Raw genomic sequence first — 16,922 nt, forward strand, 5'->3', positions numbered from 1 at the left:
AGTGCTTCCTTGAAATCAATTCTGCAAAAGAGGATAGAACAGAGTATTAAGAGTGTTTGAGGAAATCTCCTAGACTGTTTGCACCATGCAACATTTGAAAAGGATTAGAGTGCGGTCTGAGTGGCGTTCCAGTTCGGTGTTTGGTGACAGCACCGGCTGAGTTGTAAAAGGAAACTGCCTGAATGGCAACATCGGGTGACTTGGCGGGAAAACCTACTGGACCTAAGCCGCAATGTTTACTTTTCAAATGGCCTCCTGCTTTACATAAACTGATAAAGTACTGAATAGGATTGTTAATGAATGAAAAGCGAAATTAAAAACTCTTTAAAATGGGCTTTGCCCTTAGCCGTTATCACGCTCGTGCTAGCGGCTATTTTTTCAATTATTGCAACCGCTGTACTAAGTCGTGTTGGTGTTATCGGCGGGATAACGGTTATATTAGCCATTATCTTGATCGCATTGTTTTTTGATATTGTTGGCGTCGCCGCCACGGCCTCAAGTGAAACCCCCTTTCACTCGATGGCTTCGAAAGGGCTGAGTGGAGCCAAATATGCGGTTTGGCTGACGAAAAATGCTGATCGTGTCAACACATTTTGTACTGATGTGATTGGTGATATCAATGCGATTCTGAGCGGGACGGCTGTTTCCGTAGTAGTGACTGAAATGGTTATTCTTCTTTCGGACACGAATAAAAAGCTGAATGAATACGTCATATCTGTTGTGCTTACATGCATTGTAGCGGCACTGACTGTTTTCGTTAAGGCGCTAGGGAAAACTTTTGCGATCAACAATGCGACGAAAATTATATACAATGCCGGCTATGTGATTTACTTTGCAGAAAATCACCTTCATATCCCAATCATGAGCTTTATGAACAATAAGAAACATGGCAGGGCAAGAAAAAGAAAGGATAAAAAAGGTGTGTGATGAATCATGGATGTGACATCTATAAAAAACCCGAAATTCTTAAAAAAAATGTCAGTTGCACAAATGAATGGTCTCGCGGAAGACATACGATCCTTCCTGATTCATAAACTTTCCAAGACGGGCGGGCATCTTGCGCCTAATCTGGGTGTCGTCGAATTGACGCTGGCTCTTCACCGTGTGTTCAACAGCCCTAAAGACAAATTGATCTGGGATGTCGGTCATCAATCCTATGTGCATAAAATTTTGACCGGAAGAGGAGATAATTTTGACACGCTGAGGCAATATAAAGGCCTTTCCGGCTTCCCAAAACGGAACGAGAGCAAACACGACGTCTGGGAAACAGGTCACAGTTCTACGTCACTTTCCGCGGCCCTCGGCATGGCTGTGGCCAGAGATTTGAAAAAGGAGCACTTCGATGTTATTGCGATCATCGGTGACGGCGCGCTGACCGGCGGCATGGCTCTGGAAGCGCTGAACGATATTGGCCATCAAAAAAGAGATTTGATCATTGTATTAAACGACAATGAAATGTCGATTGCACCGAATGTCGGCGCACTGCATAACATGCTTAACCGTATGAGATCCGCTCAAAAGTACAACCGTGCAAAAGAGGATATAGAGTATTTGATGAAAAAAATACCTGCTTTTGGCGGGAAGCTTGCCTCTGTTGCAGAAAGAGTAAAGGACCGACTAAAATATATGCTTGTTTCCGGTGTTTTTTTTGAAGAACTGGGGATCACATATCTTGGTCCTGTAGACGGCCATAATATAAGCGCGTTGATTGATAATTTAAATTTTGCCAAAAAAAGGAAGGGCCCGGTTCTGATTCATGTTCTGACACAGAAAGGAAAAGGCTATAAGCCGGCGGAAATGGATGCAGTAGGTACCTGGCACGGGCCGGGTCCTTATAAGATTGAATCGGGTGCTTTTATCAAGCCTGTAACATCGGCCCCCTCATACAGCAAGGTTGTCAACGACACACTTCAGGATCTTGCGCGAACGGATGACCGTATCGTTGTCATCACGCCGGCGATGGTTGTTGGCTCGAAGCTGGAAGGATTTGCCAAAGAATTTCCCGACCGGCTTTTTGATGTCGGAATAGCGGAGCAGCACGCGGCCACATTTGCCGCGGGACTAGCGACTCAGAATATGAAGCCTGTCCTGTCCATATATTCGACGTTTATGCAGCGTGCGTATGATCAGATCATCCACGATATATGCAGGCAGAATTTGAATGTGTTCATTGCCGTCGACCGGGCGGGACTGGTTGGGGCTGATGGAGAGACCCATCAGGGAGTCTTTGACGTCGGGTTCCTTCGATGCCTGCCGAATATCGTCATTATGATGGGCAAAGATGAAAATGAATTGCGTAATATGGTTTATACGGCAATTAAATATGACGACGGTCCGATCGCTGTTCGTTATCCGCGCGGAAATGGTCTCGGTGTATCTGTCGATGAAAAACCGTCGGAGATTCCGATTGGAAAGTGGGAACTGCTCAAAGGAGGATCAGACATCTGTATTTTGTCTTTTGGCCCATTGCTCCAGGTGGCGCTTGAATCAGCGAAAAAATTACAGTCCGAAGGGATCCAGGTTTCTGTTGTCAATGCCCGTTTTCTGAAGCCGCTGGACAGCGAAATGTTAAATAAATTGATAGCACGCAGGCTGCCGATTCTGACACTTGAGGAAAGTGCCCTTGCCGGGGGATTCGGTTCGAGTGTCATGGAGTTCTACCATGACCACGGCTGTAATGATGTGGCAATCAAATGCATGGGAATACCTGACCGGTTTATTGAACACGGGAGTGTCAGGGAACTGCTTGAAGAACTTGGCCTGACAAGCGATCACGTCTGCACCCTCGCGAAACAGATGCTCAAGGATCGAAAGGCTGACGGGAGCGGACGGCAGAGGGTTTCTTCATAATGAAAGACAAAGAACGCGTGGATGTCCTGCTGGTCAGGAAAGGATTGTTTGATTCCCGGGAAAAAGCGCAGCGCGCGGTGATGGCCGGCATGGTTTATATAGGCAATCAGCGTGTCGACAAGCCCGGCAGTAAAATCGATGTTGAGGTATCTTTGAACGTAAAAGGCGACCCTATGCCTTATGTTGGACGCGGCGGTTTTAAGCTGGAAAAGGCGCTGAAAATTTTTCCGATCACTGTCAGCGGTAAACTGATGCTGGATATAGGAGCTTCAACCGGCGGATTTACCGATTGTGCGCTTCAGAACGGTGCGGCTAAAGTGTATGCCCTGGATGTCGGCTACAATCAGCTTGCATGGAAGCTTCGAAATGATGCCCGGGTTGTCGTTATGGAGAAGACCAATTTCCGTTACTGCACGCCTGCTGATTTTTCTGAAGGGACACCCGATTTCGCGACGATTGATGTTTCTTTTATCTCTCTGAAAAAAATCCTTCCTCCGCTTAAAAACATTGTGCTTCAGGGCAGCGATATTATTGCGCTTATCAAGCCGCAGTTTGAAGCCGGAAGAAACGAAGTTGGGAAAAAAGGAGTTGTTCATGATCCGAACGTCCATGAGCGTGTCCTGAGCGATCTTTTGCAATTTGCTGCGCAAACCGGGTTCAGTGTCCTCGGACTCGATTACTCGCCGATAACGGGGGGAGACGGCAATATTGAATTTCTTGCTCACTTGAACTCAGACGCGGGAAAAGCAGAAAACAAACTTGCCGTTCCTGTCCAGGAAGTTGTCGAACGCGCACACCGGGCGTTTTCTAAATCTGGTCAGTAAAAAAGAGCAATCAGATTGCTCTTTTTTTATATCCAAAGTTGATCATTGACGAAAAGGTGGAAACAGGAGAAAATAGATACAGAACCTATGTTCGATGGTAAGAAAGGAGTTATGGCGATGCTTCTTGAACTGCAGATTCTGAACTTTGCCATTATCGAAAAGCTGAAAATCACATTCGAAAGCGGTCTGACCGTTTTCACGGGAGAAACCGGTGCCGGGAAGTCGATCATTATTGACGCGATCGGTTTGCTTGCGGGCGGACGTGGCTCCTCTGAGTATGTCCGTCACGGAACGAAAAAAGCGGAAATCGAGGGCTTATTTGAAATTAATGATCACCATGAAGTGCTGCCGCTTCTTGAGGATCTGGGAATCGATAAGAATGAAGACATGATTATTTTAAAGAGAGAAATTTCCGGGAGGGGGAAAAGCATCTGCAGGGTGAATGGCAAACTAGTTACCCTTGCCTCTCTTCATGAAATTGGCCAAAAATTGATTGACATACACGGCCAGCATGAGCATCAGCTTTTGCTTGACCCCGAACGCCATCTTCCGCTGATTGATCAGTTTGGCGGAGACAAGATCGCGGGCCTATTGTCGGCCTATCGGGAGGAATACCAGACGACCGCGGAACTGGCCGGGCAGTGCGCGAAGTTTAATAAAAATGAAAAGCAGATCGCGCAGCGTCTCGATCTCCTTCAATTTCAGATCAAAGAAATCGGAAACGCACAATTAAAACAAGGTGAAGAGGAAACGCTTCTCGAAGAAAAACGAAAGCTCGTTAATTTCGAAAAGGTTTTTCAGGCTCTGAAAACAAGCTATGAAGCGCTGGGCGGGGAAGATAAGGGCCTTGACTGGCTCAGGCGCGCTGCAGGAGAGCTTCAATCGGTTCAGGATCTGGACAAAGGGCTGAAAGATTTTTATGAATCAGTCTCCAATTGTTATTACGTCATTGAAGAACAGTCCTCTTCGATCCGGAATTATCTGGAAAGAATGGAGTATACTCCCGACCGGCTTGACGAAATCGAGCTTAGATTAAATGATATCCATCTGCTCAAGCGGAAATACGGTGCAAATATCGGGGAAATTCTGGATTATTATGAGAAAATTAAAAAGGAATATGATGATCTGACTCATCGGGATGAAAAGTATGATGAACTTAATAAAACGTTTCTCAGTCATCTGGATAAACTGAGGAGGAAGGCGCTGACCGTATCAGCGGTGCGAAAAAAAACGATTGTTCAGCTGACACAGTCCGTTAATCGTGAGCTTAAGGATTTATATATGGAACATGCCCTGTTTGATGTCCGGCTGAAGCAGCAAGACGCTCTGGAGTCGTTTGGGAGCTATCAGGCGGATGGTATTGATAAAGCCGAATTTTATATCACGACAAATCCTGGGGAGCCATTAAAGCCGCTTGCGAGAGTCGCATCGGGAGGAGAACTTTCACGGATCATGCTGGCGATTAAATCCAATTTTAAACAAGTCATCGGTTTGACGTCGATCATTTTTGATGAGGTCGATACCGGTGTGAGCGGTCGTGTTGCCCAGGCCATGGCGGAAAAAATTTACAGCCTTTCAAAATCCTCCCAGGTTTTCTGTATTACTCATCTGCCTCAAGTTGCCGCTATGGCAGATCACCATTTGCATATCTCAAAAAAGGTGACGGAAAACAACCGAACGAAAACCATTGTAAAAAAACTGACTGATCAGGAAAAAGTCAGCGAGATTGGGCGGATGATTTCAGGCACAGAAATAACGGATCTGACAAAAAAACACGCCAAAGAATTACTGAAAATGGCTGAAAAAGTGAAAATGTAAGTTGGAACAGCTATCCTGTTATGGAATCAATACTTGATTCACAATGCTCATAAATCTTCTCCGCGCAGGTCATTTTAAATAATGCACCGCAAGACAGGAGTGCGTATGGAGCGAGGAGAGTGAGTCATGAGACATAGAAAATGGTTCGGAATGCTGACCGGATTTGTTCTTCTCGGCTTTCTGGTTGGGCTGTGCAGTATGAAGGCCGTGCAGATCGTCGACAAATCCAAACTGGATCAAACGGGGGCATTACGCTTTCATGCTCAGCCGGCAAGCGGATCGCCGATTGCCATGGAGAATCGTAAATTAGGAGCTGCTTCTGTTTATCAGAGGCAAGATGGGGAGAATATAGAGCGTACATCCTTCTTCAGTCGGCAACTTCAAAAAGCGGATGCCCGGATCCGGCCTGATCTTCTCTTGGTCCCTGGAGGAGAGTCTATAGGGGTAAAACTGAATACACGCGGGGTTCTGGTTGTCGGCTATCATCTTGTGGACAGTGCAGAAGGACAGGCGTCACCTGGTGAATCTGCCGGGATTCATGTTGGGGACGTCATCACTAAAATAAATGGCAGACAAATGATTTCGATCAGAGACGTCCGGCAGATGATCACGGACTCTCAAGGAGGAGCGCCCGTCAGGCTGACTATTCTCCGTCAGCAGACGCTACTTGATAAAAGGCTTGTTCCTGTCATGGACAGAAATGATCGGCATTATCAGCTTGGCCTGTATATCCGTGATTCGGCATCAGGTATAGGGACGATGACTTTTTACGACCCGAAGACATCATCGTACGGTGCACTTGGGCATGTCATTTCCGACAGGGATACCGGACAGCCGATCCGGATCAGGGAAGGCAGCATTGTGCGTTCTACCGTTCAGGCCATTGAAAAAGGAGCAGAAGGAAAACCGGGAGAAAAAATTGCCTATTTTCCAGATAATGCCTCAAGCATCGGATCTGTTGATAAAAACACGCCGTTCGGTATCTACGGTCATCTTCGCGGAAATTACGAAACGCGTTCGGTGGCAGAACGAAAAGCCATCCCGATTGCGCTGGCCGATCAGGTTAAAGAAGGGCCTGCCCAAATTCTGACCGTACTTGACGGCAATAAAGTTCAGGCATTTGACATCAGAATTCTGAATTCGGTTCCGCAAAAATATCCGGCGACAAAAGGGCTGGTCATTAAAATAACTGATCCTCGTCTTCTGAAGGCCACAGGAGGCATTATTCAGGGAATGAGCGGCAGCCCGATCATACAGGATGGAAAATTAGTGGGCGCGGTCACTCACGTTTTTGTCAGTGATCCAACAAGCGGTTACGGTGTGCATATTGAATGGATGCTTCAAGAGGCGGGATTGGCCGTTTCCCAGAAAAATCAATTGAGACAAGCGGCAGGTTAACAAATTAAATCGCAGAGATTTTTTAAGTTCTATCAGAAAAAAGGTATATCGAGCTGAAAAACTGTACGACAAAGCACTGTCGGCATCTGTCGAAAAGGAACGAATACTGTAGAAAAAAACGGAAAAATGAAAAAAATGCAAGATAAAAATAGATGAATCAAATTAAGAAATAAAAGGAAAGTTTTCCCCCTTGTCGAAAAATTATATGGAGAACATTGATGAGGGGGATTACTATTGCAAAAAATCAAAGTATGTCTGACTGACGATAATCAGGAATTAATACGGTTGATTAACGAATATTTAACGTCTCAGGATGACATTGAGGTGATCGGAACAGCGAAGAACGGCCAGGAATGCCTGGAAATGCTGAAAACTGTAATTCCGGATGTACTCTTATTAGATATTATCATGCCTCATCTTGACGGTCTTGGCGTTTTGGAGCAGATTCATGCTAACCCGGCGCTTCCCAAGCCCAGCATTATCATGCTGACTGCGTTCGGCCAGGAAGATGTGACTAAAAAGGCTGTGGAGCTGGGTGTTTCTTATTTTATTTTGAAACCGTTTGATATGGCCAATTTAGCAAGCAATATCCGTCAGGTTGCCGGAAAGAAAGAGATGGATCCCGTATTTTCAGGCAGAGTGCCCGCTCCTTCAATTCCGAGCAGACCCCACGACTTAAATGCGAGCATTACCAGTATCATCCATGAAATTGGTGTGCCTGCTCATATCAAAGGGTATATGTATCTCCGGGAAGCTATATCTATGGTTTACAATGACATAGAACTGCTTGGATCAATAACAAAGGTGCTTTATCCTGACATTGCCAAGAAATATAAAACGACGTCAAGCCGTGTAGAAAGGGCCATTCGCCATGCCATAGAGGTTGCGTGGAGCCGGGGAAACGTAGAAGCTATTTCTTCCTTGTTTGGCTACACGATATCGATCTCAAAAGCAAAACCAACGAACAGCGAATTCATCGCCATGGTTGCTGACAAGCTCAGGATTGAGAACCGGGCGGATGAAGTCGAACGCAGCGGCGTTTTTCACTGAAATGAAGGGATTTTTTCAAAAAGGATATTGTTGGAATCCACACCCGATTAACCAACAAACATCGGAATTTTCCACCACCAAACCCACAAATATTTCTTCCTTATTCATATGAACACCTTCAATTTATTGGATTGAGAAATTCAGTAAAAAGGAGGTGTTTTATATTTGAAGGACTCCGATTTCTATATTGAAAATTTCATGTTGTATTGCACGTCAAAAAACCTTTCCAAAAAAACATTGATGTCTTATGAGCAAGCTATTAAATTGTTTTTTATTTACATGCACAATGAATTTCAGATTGACGAAGTCGCAAAAGTTGAAAAAATACACATTCAAAAGTATATCCAATATCTGAAACAGCGTGGGAAATATACGGCTGTAAGCAATCCTGAGTCAGAGAAGATTAATCATCCCATCAACAGGACAGATTATAAAAAAGAATTGTCAATTACAACCATTTCAAATTATGTGCGTGATCTGAAAGTTTTTTTTAATTATTTGTTTCACGAAGAAGAAGTGTTGATCAAGAATCCAATCAAAAAAATACCGAATATCAAATCTGAGCGAAAAGTCAAACGACTCATTTCAGATGATGATTTTATTAATGTCATGAAGCAATTCGATGTGACGACATTTCATGGTTATCGTAATTACACAGTTTGTCTCCTGATATTTGATACTGGTATTCGAATTGGAGAAGCTTTAAATGTTATGGTTCGTGATCTAGATTTTAAGCATAAGTCGTTGCTTATTACGAATCCAAAAAACAAAAAGCAAAGATATGTTTTCTTTTCACTTGAAATGTTACGGAACTTGAAACACTGGATTAAATTTTGGGATCGTTATTCAGATAGTGAATGGCTATTTCCAACAATCAGGGGAACGAAACTTGAAGAACGTAATTTTGAATATGCTCTTCGCCAAGCGGGGAAAAGGGCAAATGTCGATGTTCATCCTCATCTTCTAAGAAATAATTATGCGAAACGCTATTTGTTAAATGGAGGAGACTTAGCATCTTTGTCTCAATTACTCGGACACAGTTCCACAGAAGTAACCAAATCAGCATATTTAGACTTTACCAACGAAGAAATCGGACAAATTTATCAACGCTATTCGCCATTGAGTAACTTAACGAAAAAATTGAGATAAGGAAGCGACCATCAATTATGTCAGCAATCAACGCACTTGAATTAAAAGAAGAAACTCAAGAAAAATCTTATCGTCTTTTTGTCGAAGCAAAACTCTGTGGATTTGTTGATACAAAATCGAATGACAAGGATAATGCCATTGCTGATGTAACCGCACTAAGCAACGTTGAAACAACATTGAAAAACACTAAGGGAAAAGCATTACCAATCGATATTGCTGATTGGGACATTGATGTTAAAGGTATTGCAAGTCCAGAAGACGGAGAAATGGAGGAGGTACATTTGATGACCTATCAAGAGGCATACAGAGGAGAGCAGCCATTTAGAGCCAATCTGCCGCAACATATCGTTGACAAGCTCAAAGCAGAACAGAAACGGCTCTACGATCTGGCTGAAGCACATCCAGACACACACTTTCATGAGTCTCGGTTAAATGGGTTTGAAAAAGCACTATCTATTCTAGGCATTTACCTGCCTTATGAGGAGGATGAAAACAAATGAGCATAATTCATCTAACAAACGAAGAAAAACTTGTCGTGAATAGTGAAGTCCAGTTGAGAGGAAAGAACATCTTAGTTGCCTATGTCCTGGCAATCATCTTTGGAACACTCGGCATTCATCGTTATTATCTTGGAAGAAAAGGATCAGCCAGTGCCATGCTTGTTTTAGGTATTCTTGGTTATCTAACTGTACTCTTTCTGATTGGATACCTCTTCCTTGCCATAACGGTTGTTTGGACGTTTGTAGATTTGTTTCTAATACCTGGCATAGTCGGAAAATATAACAAGAAGATAGAAACAGATGTCCAAAAAGAAGTTCTTGCAAAGCGAGTATAAGATAACAATCATTCATAAACAGCTATATAAATGAACAAAAAAGAAAACCACCTTTGCCGAGGTGATTTTCTTGTAACTGAATATACGGTTATTTTCCTAATAGCCATAGTCTAGCATACGTAAAAAAATACGTCAATGCTTAGGCTTGTTCAGTTACGCTCAAATTTTGATGAAGATGGAGCGTACAATATGAAAACACGAACAAAACAGAGAACGATCATTGAACACAGCCAATTTAGGCAGATGCTAAGTTATCATACATGCTACACTAATAAATCAGAGCAGCAAGACATTAAAAACTCACTTAAAGGTGAAATTATGGCTGCTTATGAGGATAAATGGCAGAGATTAGCCGATGGGACACGTTCGGCAATTGACGAATTATGCTTTATGGCTACTGAAAAGGGCTTTTGTTACGCTTCAAAAGGCTATTTAACACGTCATAATATCAGCAAAAGGACACTTGATAGAGCAATTAATTTTCTTTCTAATAAGGGGTTGATTTATATAGCTTACCGGCGCAGAGGATGCCTGAATCTAACTGGGAAGCCCGTTTTCTTATTCATTTCACACCCATATTTTGAGTATTGGACTTCCTTCTTGTCGCTTAATGTCGTTGATAATGACGTTGCAAATGTCGTTACTGGAAACTCGCAAACAGTAAGTCTATCAATTGATTCAGCCGACGATCCGTTTTCTACCTCTTTTTCACCTAGAAGTCTATCAAAAGAATCTGTAAAAGATCGTAGCGAGAATGATGAAACTCCTACTGATTCTGACTTGGATTACTTGCCACAATACATTGATAAAGAATTTGGAACTATCTACAAAGTTCATTTTGGTCTGAATGTTGCACGTATAAACCAATTATGGAAAATTCTTCACCAGCAAGCATATAAAGCTAATATCGAGCCTGAGAATGTATCACAGGCGGGAATATGGTCACTCAAGCAACTAATAGGGCAGATGAAGATTAAGAAAGTCAAAAATATATATGCATACTATACGCAGATTGTTAAGGATAAATGCCATGATATATTCTTAGATGAGTGTGAAAACGAATATGGTGCTGACTTCAGCAAATTAGCATTTGAAATACCACACTGATTAATTTTAAATGCTCAGGATTAGCCACATTTAACGCAAATTAATTTTAGGTACAATCTATCGAAAACACAGCAAGCCTTTTATATGGCTTTATATGGGCTTTATAATCAATAGATAAAATTTACCATAAATTCAGAATGGATTATAATTTAGTAAAAGGAGTCTGATTAAAATGGGCTGGCGATATCGGCGAAGCGTTAAAATATTTCCTGGACTAACCTTAAACTTCGGCAAAAAATCACATTCATGGACGGTTGGAGGTAAAGCAGCACGGACTACAATAAATCCTGTTACCAAAAAGGTTACTCAGTCTTATAGTACACCTGTTAAAGGGCTATATTGGAGCAAACAATACTCAACTAAGCCAAAAGAAGGTCAGGTTCACGATGCCGCTGCGTTTAATCAGCAAAATAAAAGCTCAATTGTGGCTGTATTTGAGTTAATTGGTGCGCTTATAAGCCTCGGATGGCAACTCTTGAAGGTTGGAATTGTACTATTTATTCTGATTTGGATTGTTAGAGTATTGTTTTTCTAAATAGTAATGGTGGGGTTCCCGTTTTCAAATGGAAATTGGGTAGATCGCCTTTTTCAAAAGGAGTTGCAAATAATTGTCTGATTTTGTTATAAAATGGCAGGAAAATCAAAATTAATGTCAAACTAATAGGAGTAAAGATATAAATAGATTATCCTATTGGGGGAATTTTGTATGAAGGCTCAAGGCGCAAAAGACAGTTTATCAGCTGTAATCTGGATTTTTTATCTTATTGCATTAGGTTGTATTGTTTTCGGAATTGTTACTGCTTATTATTATCCCGATCAGCAGAAGGATTTACTTGGTAATCCTACCGGATCAATTTTTAATCATGTTGTTGGTGGGGATGCTTACAATTATATAATCATGGGATTAAGAGGGTTGGTATGGATTGTAATAGGATTCATTTCCGCAATCATTGGTAGTACATGTGCAATAATACGGGGAGTTCACAAATCAGATACAAAGCCGAAAAAAGAAATAACGATTCAAGATACTACGCCAATAGAGCAAGAAAAAGCAGCAGAACAATAAGTAAAATAACTCTCACAGAGAGTGCTTGAAAATTTGTCATAGGGGATGATTTCAAGGTTCTTTTAAAGAACAGCGGAATCGTTCCCAGATTTGGGAAGCATCAAATTTGCTGGGTATGCAATGCATACAGCCCCTTTCACGGCGAAGAATTGCGCTGCCAGGCCATGATGTTGTCAGTGTCAATATCAGGTCAAAATAATCCAAAGTTGCATAGTGAAACTTTGAAAGTTCAACCGCCAACTTTGGCGATATTAAATACGCCCAAAGTTGGACATAAGAAATTGTATTATTTTGTTATAAAATGGTAGAAAAATCCATATTTAATGTACAATTATTAGGAGTAAAGATACAGATAATTTATACTGGGGGAGTTTATTTTGAGTGAAGAGGTACATAAAAATCATAAGTTATTATGGATTATTATGACCATTATCGCTGTCTTTATAGGTGCAGGGGGTGGTGGAGGATATTATTTTTACCATCAACATCAAGTGGCAGTCGCTAAAGCAAAGTTAATTGATCAAGAAAACAAATACGACGAGAATTTTAGAACTGCTCTTTCCGATATATATTCATCATATCAATACGCTAAACCAATTACTGATAAATATATTAGTGCTTGGGGCTATTATCTCATAAATGGATCTTACTGGAGTAAAACAGATAATATGCCTGAATTGGTATTAGATGTTAATGGCCTTTTTGGTTATGTTAAGGACGATAATAAATCAGTTTTGCAATCACTAGATGATTTTAATAACAATGTACATCAAGATATGTCTAATTTGAGTGCCCCACCTGAGTTGTTTAAGAGTATTACTGATAGATTAAATAATCTATATGGCGATTATCAAACATTATACTCTTTAGCGTCTGCACCTGATTCTAGCGGTTCTCTTTCAAGTTATAAGAATCAATGTGATGAAATAACAAGTAAAATTGAAACAGAATATAACGAAATTAATGCTTCAATTCCTAAAGTACCAAGAAAATAATTTTCATTTCTACGGCACTCTTTCAGGGAGTGCTTTTAAATTACTCGATTTCAACATCTTCACCAAAGATTCCTTTGATGTGATCCTCAAAATGTGTATGTATTTCCTTGAATTTAGCGTCAAATTCTTCCTGACTGATTATTCCTTTATCCATCAATAGATAAAACATGGCCGTGATTCGTTCATAATTCAACACAGACTCAGTGCCTAATTCAGTAATGATTTCATCGTTTGATCTTGGCATGTGTTCATCTATATATTTACCATATTCGACAAGATTTATTAGATAACCTTTAAAATATTATTTGGTATGGAAAAACATCATTGAACCATTATTTATTTAAAACAATATTCAAATTTTATTTTGTGTTACAGTTGATGAGAGATATGCTATCATAACTGCGGAGGTAATGAAATGTTAAAACAAATTATCGGATTAGCAGAGAAGATAATGATTTCTTTGGTTGTAAAAATAGGTGCTGACTATCTTGAAAAAAATAATTTAAAATTTATTAAACTTATCCCCAAATGGTTTTTTGTTTTATTAGGATATATAGCAATAGCCTACATGATATTTTCAATAATTTCTTTTTTATATAAATTTGTTATTAATAAAATGCGCTCATATTTTGATTCACTTCAAGAAGATAATTTATTCGTAGGGTCCATTAATGATAATAGATTCTATGAGTATCTTCTTTATTTTAATTACAGCGGAATCTTTTGGGAATTGTATTATAATTTTAATAGTATGGAAATTGGCGATATTACAGCGCTTTGTCCAAATTGTGGTATAGAATTAACTGAAACTCTGACATATTTACATAAATATCAATTTAATTGTGAGAAAGGACATAGCTTTAAAACTTCAAATTATAGTTTGTTTACCTTAAAACAAAAGATGTTGAGAATATTAGTTAACAAATTAAAAACAGATGATACAAAGGATATCAGAATTAAGAAAAACCCAACTTTCCTGAAATTTTATTAACTCATCAATTCTAGTATGATATCTAATACTAAAAGGAGAAGATAATTATGAATACTGATTGGAGCGTGCTTAACAATCAACAACTTGGATCGTTCGGCGAGGCATTAGCTAGACTTGAATTTTTGTCATATGGTTATTATGTTTACAACAATGAAGTAGATGATCATGGTATAGATTTTATTGTTTGTAAAGATGGAAAGTATTTTGATATTCAAGTTAAATCGTTTAGAAAACCAATTAAAAATGGAACCTCGAATTATGTACTAATCAAGAAAAAATATTTTAATAATACTAAGGAAAATTTATATGTATATCTATTGTATTTTGTACGTGGTGAATCACCGAGACATTTCATGATTCCTGCAAAAGCGTTTCAAGATGAAAATGATTTGATACGAAATAGAAAAGATTATCCTGAGCCTGAGTTTGGATTAAATATATCTAAGAAAAATATGCCTTTGCTTGAACCATTTGAAATATTGAATGGAATAAGGTTATGAGAGTTAGAATTAAACTTAATTCCAATATTAGAAAAATCAAAAGGGGCTTTAGAGACAGGTTCTTTTTGCATTCATATGAAATAATCGTTTTATTTATGAACGGGAATGTGAAGCATAGAGAGTGAGGGGAGGAGTTTTGAAATTGTTCTCCGACAAACAGTTCTGGAAATGGTTAATTTTATGGATTTTACTGATCGTTGTTTTGATAGTGTTAATCTATTTACCGTTCCATCAATTAAACCCAATACAAAAAGTTATTGGTTCAATAATAGGCTCAATGATCAGCGCAGGTGCCGCTCTATTTGTTTTCTATAGACAAAATGAGAGACAGAGAAAGCAAGATGAAGAGAAAAAGAATAAAGAGATAATCGAAAAGGAAAAAAGACAAAGTTTATATGTCAAAAGGATAAATTACATTAAAGAACAAATAGGTGAGGAAGCTCAAAGTATAGCTATTTATATTCGCTTAATAAGAAATAGAGACGAAAAAAATTTTGATCATATTCGGGATAATAAAAAGATCATTGATAGTTATATCGAAGAGTTGGATAAGTTTAATCAAAATATGCTAATAATTAATCAATTAGATGAATATATGGAAATGATTAGGTATTTAAGAGATTGGGAAAGGGAAACTAATATTAATCAGTCATTACATAGATTGGATCTGTTAGAACAAAATTTTTTTCATTTAGCAGACAAGTTTATTGATAATAAGTTTCATTAGTCAGATGGAGGATGCCGAAGTACCATCATAACATATTTGTGGAACTAATAAGAGACCGGCGCATAACCGATCTCTTAATCTATCATTTGTTCACATAATTGTCACAATTAAAAGTGTTGACTTTAATCTATAAAGCTAGTAATATAATATTGAAACCAAAAAATCGAGATAAGTCTAGTCTTTTCTCGTTAACTACTATCTATTTATTTTTGATATGGGTTCTGGCATTCCTTACAAGTACATGATACAGGAGGTGATGCGAATGGTCAAGGGGAATTAGAAACTTTGTTTGAATTTTTTTGATGGCACAACATTCGCGGTGAAGAAAATACATAGGAGAATCAATCAATGGAAGAGGGAATGACAACTGAATACCGATCAGCTTAAAGAAGGGAAGACATATAAAAATTATAAAGAAATGTGTGATGTGCTAGGGGAAAATGTGAAAGATGGAAATTCTAAGAAGTCCCAATTACTAGAGTGGAAGGATTACTTTGATTATGAAAAAGATGGCCGAAAATTCACTATAACTAAAATACATAAAGATCCCAAGGCGCATAAGAAACGAGAAGTTTTACATATAAAACTTATTGAGGAATTGATTCTTGATTTTCTAGTTAGTGGTAAGCATGAAGGCGAAAAGTTCATATCAAGAATGGATCTTATGCTTTTTCTTCATTTGATTAAAGATGAGTATAGGGGATTAAAACCAAAGAGAGGGAAACTATCAGAGGCAAGTAAAATCCCAAAAGAATACATAAATGACTTTTATCAATCAACACATAATTTATTAAAAAGAAATATTGAAACGGCATTAAACGATTTAAAAAATCGCTCTTTAATTTTTTGGCAAGATGCAATTGCTGTTTGTTACTTAAAACGAAACAAAGATAAGCTAATCAATAAAAAGAGAAGGTACACAGATCAATACGGAGATACCATCGAGGATGGTTGGGAAACTGTAGTTGATTCATGGTTTGATATTCGAGAAGCAACTAAGGAAGAATATGGTTACATATCCGATGCAGAAAGGAAGGTTATGAAGGAATTAGGGTTTAAAACAAAAACAGGAATATTTCTTTCTGGTCAATATGTGAAATTTCGATGTAAAGTAAACGATCTGCTGTATCAGGAACATAATATAGTTTATTACTTTCCGGCATATAGGATATTGTTTTCACAGGATATAGAAGATATGGAAGAATATTTGGAAGACATTGAGTCGTACTTTTTAATGCCAGAAGAAGAAGAAGAAAAGCAATTACAATTAAACCAGAATACAGTTGAGCGGATTAAGAAGAGTATCAAAAGAAAGTTTCAAAATAAAAATGATCCACTTAGACAAGATGAAAAATACCTGATATTTAATGATCAATTAATTAATTATCTGATAGATGATAAGAAAAATACATACATAAGATATGAAGTTAATCACCTTCCAAAACATACAAGAAAAAAGTTGGACAATAACTCGACTAATAATAAGTAAAGTATATATATTATTCTCCCAGTTAATGTCCAAAATAAACACGGAATTGATTGTGTTACATAATTTTAGATAAAAAAAATACACAGACTTGGCTTTTGCGTAGCAAAAACAAGGATGTGAGCA

General features: G+C 39.0%; 18 protein-coding genes. 17 read left to right on the forward strand and 1 reads right to left on the reverse strand.

Features of this window, described 5'->3' with window-relative positions:
* Positions 1-300 precede the first annotated feature (300 nt).
* The 13 genes from IEX81_RS09930 to IEX81_RS09990 all read left to right on the forward strand — a co-directional run bounded on the left by IEX81_RS09930 (position 301) and on the right by IEX81_RS09990 (position 13,092).
* Entirely contained in the window at positions 301-927 is a 627-nt protein-coding gene (locus IEX81_RS09930; protein WP_188802926.1) for a hypothetical protein, read from the forward strand.
* Positions 928-933: 6 nt separating this feature from the next.
* The gene (dxs, locus tag IEX81_RS09935; RefSeq protein ID WP_188802927.1) at positions 934-2,850 is read left to right on the forward strand and encodes a 1-deoxy-D-xylulose-5-phosphate synthase; all 1,917 of its coding nucleotides are present in this window, start codon (positions 934-936) and stop codon (positions 2,848-2,850) included.
* Positions 2,847-3,674 (forward strand): TlyA family RNA methyltransferase, encoded by an 828-nt coding sequence (locus tag IEX81_RS09940; RefSeq protein WP_188802994.1) that lies wholly within the window; start codon positions 2,847-2,849, stop codon positions 3,672-3,674. The genes dxs and IEX81_RS09940 overlap by 4 nt, the downstream gene beginning before the upstream one ends.
* 117 nt (positions 3,675-3,791) lie before the next feature.
* Positions 3,792-5,492: a DNA repair protein RecN gene (gene recN / locus IEX81_RS09945; RefSeq protein ID WP_188802928.1), complete on the forward strand. Its 1,701-nt coding sequence runs from the start codon at positions 3,792-3,794 to the stop codon at positions 5,490-5,492.
* 126 nt (positions 5,493-5,618) lie between these two features.
* Positions 5,619-6,890 carry a SpoIVB peptidase gene (gene spoIVB, locus IEX81_RS09950; protein ID WP_188802929.1) on the forward strand — a complete coding sequence of 424 codons (1,272 nt, stop codon included), beginning with the start codon at positions 5,619-5,621 and terminating at the stop codon, positions 6,888-6,890.
* A 234-nt stretch (positions 6,891-7,124) separates the two neighbouring features.
* A complete protein-coding gene (gene spo0A, locus IEX81_RS09955) occupies positions 7,125-7,940 on the forward strand; it encodes a sporulation transcription factor Spo0A (RefSeq protein WP_188802930.1) in 816 nt (271 codons plus the stop codon).
* Positions 7,941-8,138: 198 nt separating this feature from the next.
* Complete coding sequence (locus IEX81_RS09960) at positions 8,139-9,089, forward strand: tyrosine-type recombinase/integrase (RefSeq protein WP_188802995.1); 951 nt, start codon at positions 8,139-8,141, stop codon at positions 9,087-9,089.
* A gap of 17 nt (positions 9,090-9,106) precedes the next feature.
* Positions 9,107-9,589: a hypothetical protein gene (locus tag IEX81_RS09965; RefSeq protein ID WP_188802931.1), complete on the forward strand. Its 483-nt coding sequence runs from the start codon at positions 9,107-9,109 to the stop codon at positions 9,587-9,589.
* Positions 9,586-9,924 (forward strand): TM2 domain-containing protein, encoded by a 339-nt coding sequence (locus IEX81_RS09970; RefSeq protein WP_188802932.1) that lies wholly within the window; start codon positions 9,586-9,588, stop codon positions 9,922-9,924. The genes IEX81_RS09965 and IEX81_RS09970 overlap by 4 nt, the downstream gene beginning before the upstream one ends.
* Positions 9,925-10,113: 189 nt before the next feature.
* On the forward strand, positions 10,114-11,031 hold the full coding sequence (locus IEX81_RS09975; RefSeq protein ID WP_188802933.1) for a hypothetical protein: 918 nt from the start codon (positions 10,114-10,116) through the stop codon (positions 11,029-11,031).
* A 172-nt stretch (positions 11,032-11,203) separates the two neighbouring features.
* Complete coding sequence (locus IEX81_RS09980; protein ID WP_188802934.1) at positions 11,204-11,566, forward strand: DUF4236 domain-containing protein; 363 nt, start codon at positions 11,204-11,206, stop codon at positions 11,564-11,566.
* Between the two features lie 171 nt (positions 11,567-11,737).
* Positions 11,738-12,097: a hypothetical protein gene (locus tag IEX81_RS09985; protein ID WP_188802935.1), complete on the forward strand. Its 360-nt coding sequence runs from the start codon at positions 11,738-11,740 to the stop codon at positions 12,095-12,097.
* Between the two features lie 377 nt (positions 12,098-12,474).
* Entirely contained in the window at positions 12,475-13,092 is a 618-nt protein-coding gene (locus IEX81_RS09990; protein WP_188802936.1) for a hypothetical protein, read from the forward strand.
* A gap of 40 nt (positions 13,093-13,132) precedes the next feature.
* Here IEX81_RS09990 and IEX81_RS09995 read toward each other — a convergent pair whose 3' ends face one another.
* Positions 13,133-13,336, reverse strand: a complete 204-nt coding sequence (locus IEX81_RS09995; protein WP_188802937.1) for a hypothetical protein — start codon at positions 13,334-13,336, stop codon at positions 13,133-13,135.
* 171 nt (positions 13,337-13,507) lie between these two features.
* Here IEX81_RS09995 and IEX81_RS10000 point away from each other — a divergent pair, with 171 nt between their 5' ends.
* The 4 genes from IEX81_RS10000 (at position 13,508) to IEX81_RS10015 (ending at position 16,799) form a co-directional block, all read left to right on the forward strand.
* Positions 13,508-14,083 (forward strand): hypothetical protein, encoded by a 576-nt coding sequence (locus IEX81_RS10000; RefSeq protein ID WP_188802938.1) that lies wholly within the window; start codon positions 13,508-13,510, stop codon positions 14,081-14,083.
* Positions 14,084-14,130: 47 nt separating this feature from the next.
* Positions 14,131-14,583, forward strand: coding sequence for a DUF4365 domain-containing protein (locus IEX81_RS10005; RefSeq protein ID WP_188802939.1), 453 nt, complete (start codon positions 14,131-14,133; stop codon positions 14,581-14,583).
* Positions 14,584-14,725: 142 nt separating this feature from the next.
* Positions 14,726-15,310, forward strand: a complete 585-nt coding sequence (locus IEX81_RS10010) for a hypothetical protein (RefSeq protein WP_188802940.1) — start codon at positions 14,726-14,728, stop codon at positions 15,308-15,310.
* A 442-nt stretch (positions 15,311-15,752) separates the two neighbouring features.
* Positions 15,753-16,799 (forward strand): hypothetical protein, encoded by a 1,047-nt coding sequence (locus tag IEX81_RS10015; RefSeq protein WP_188802941.1) that lies wholly within the window; start codon positions 15,753-15,755, stop codon positions 16,797-16,799.
* Positions 16,800-16,922: the final 123 nt, after the last annotated feature.

This window comes from Sporolactobacillus putidus (genome assembly GCF_014647035.1).
Taxonomy (GTDB): Bacteria; Bacillota; Bacilli; order Bacillales; family Sporolactobacillaceae; genus Sporolactobacillus; species Sporolactobacillus putidus.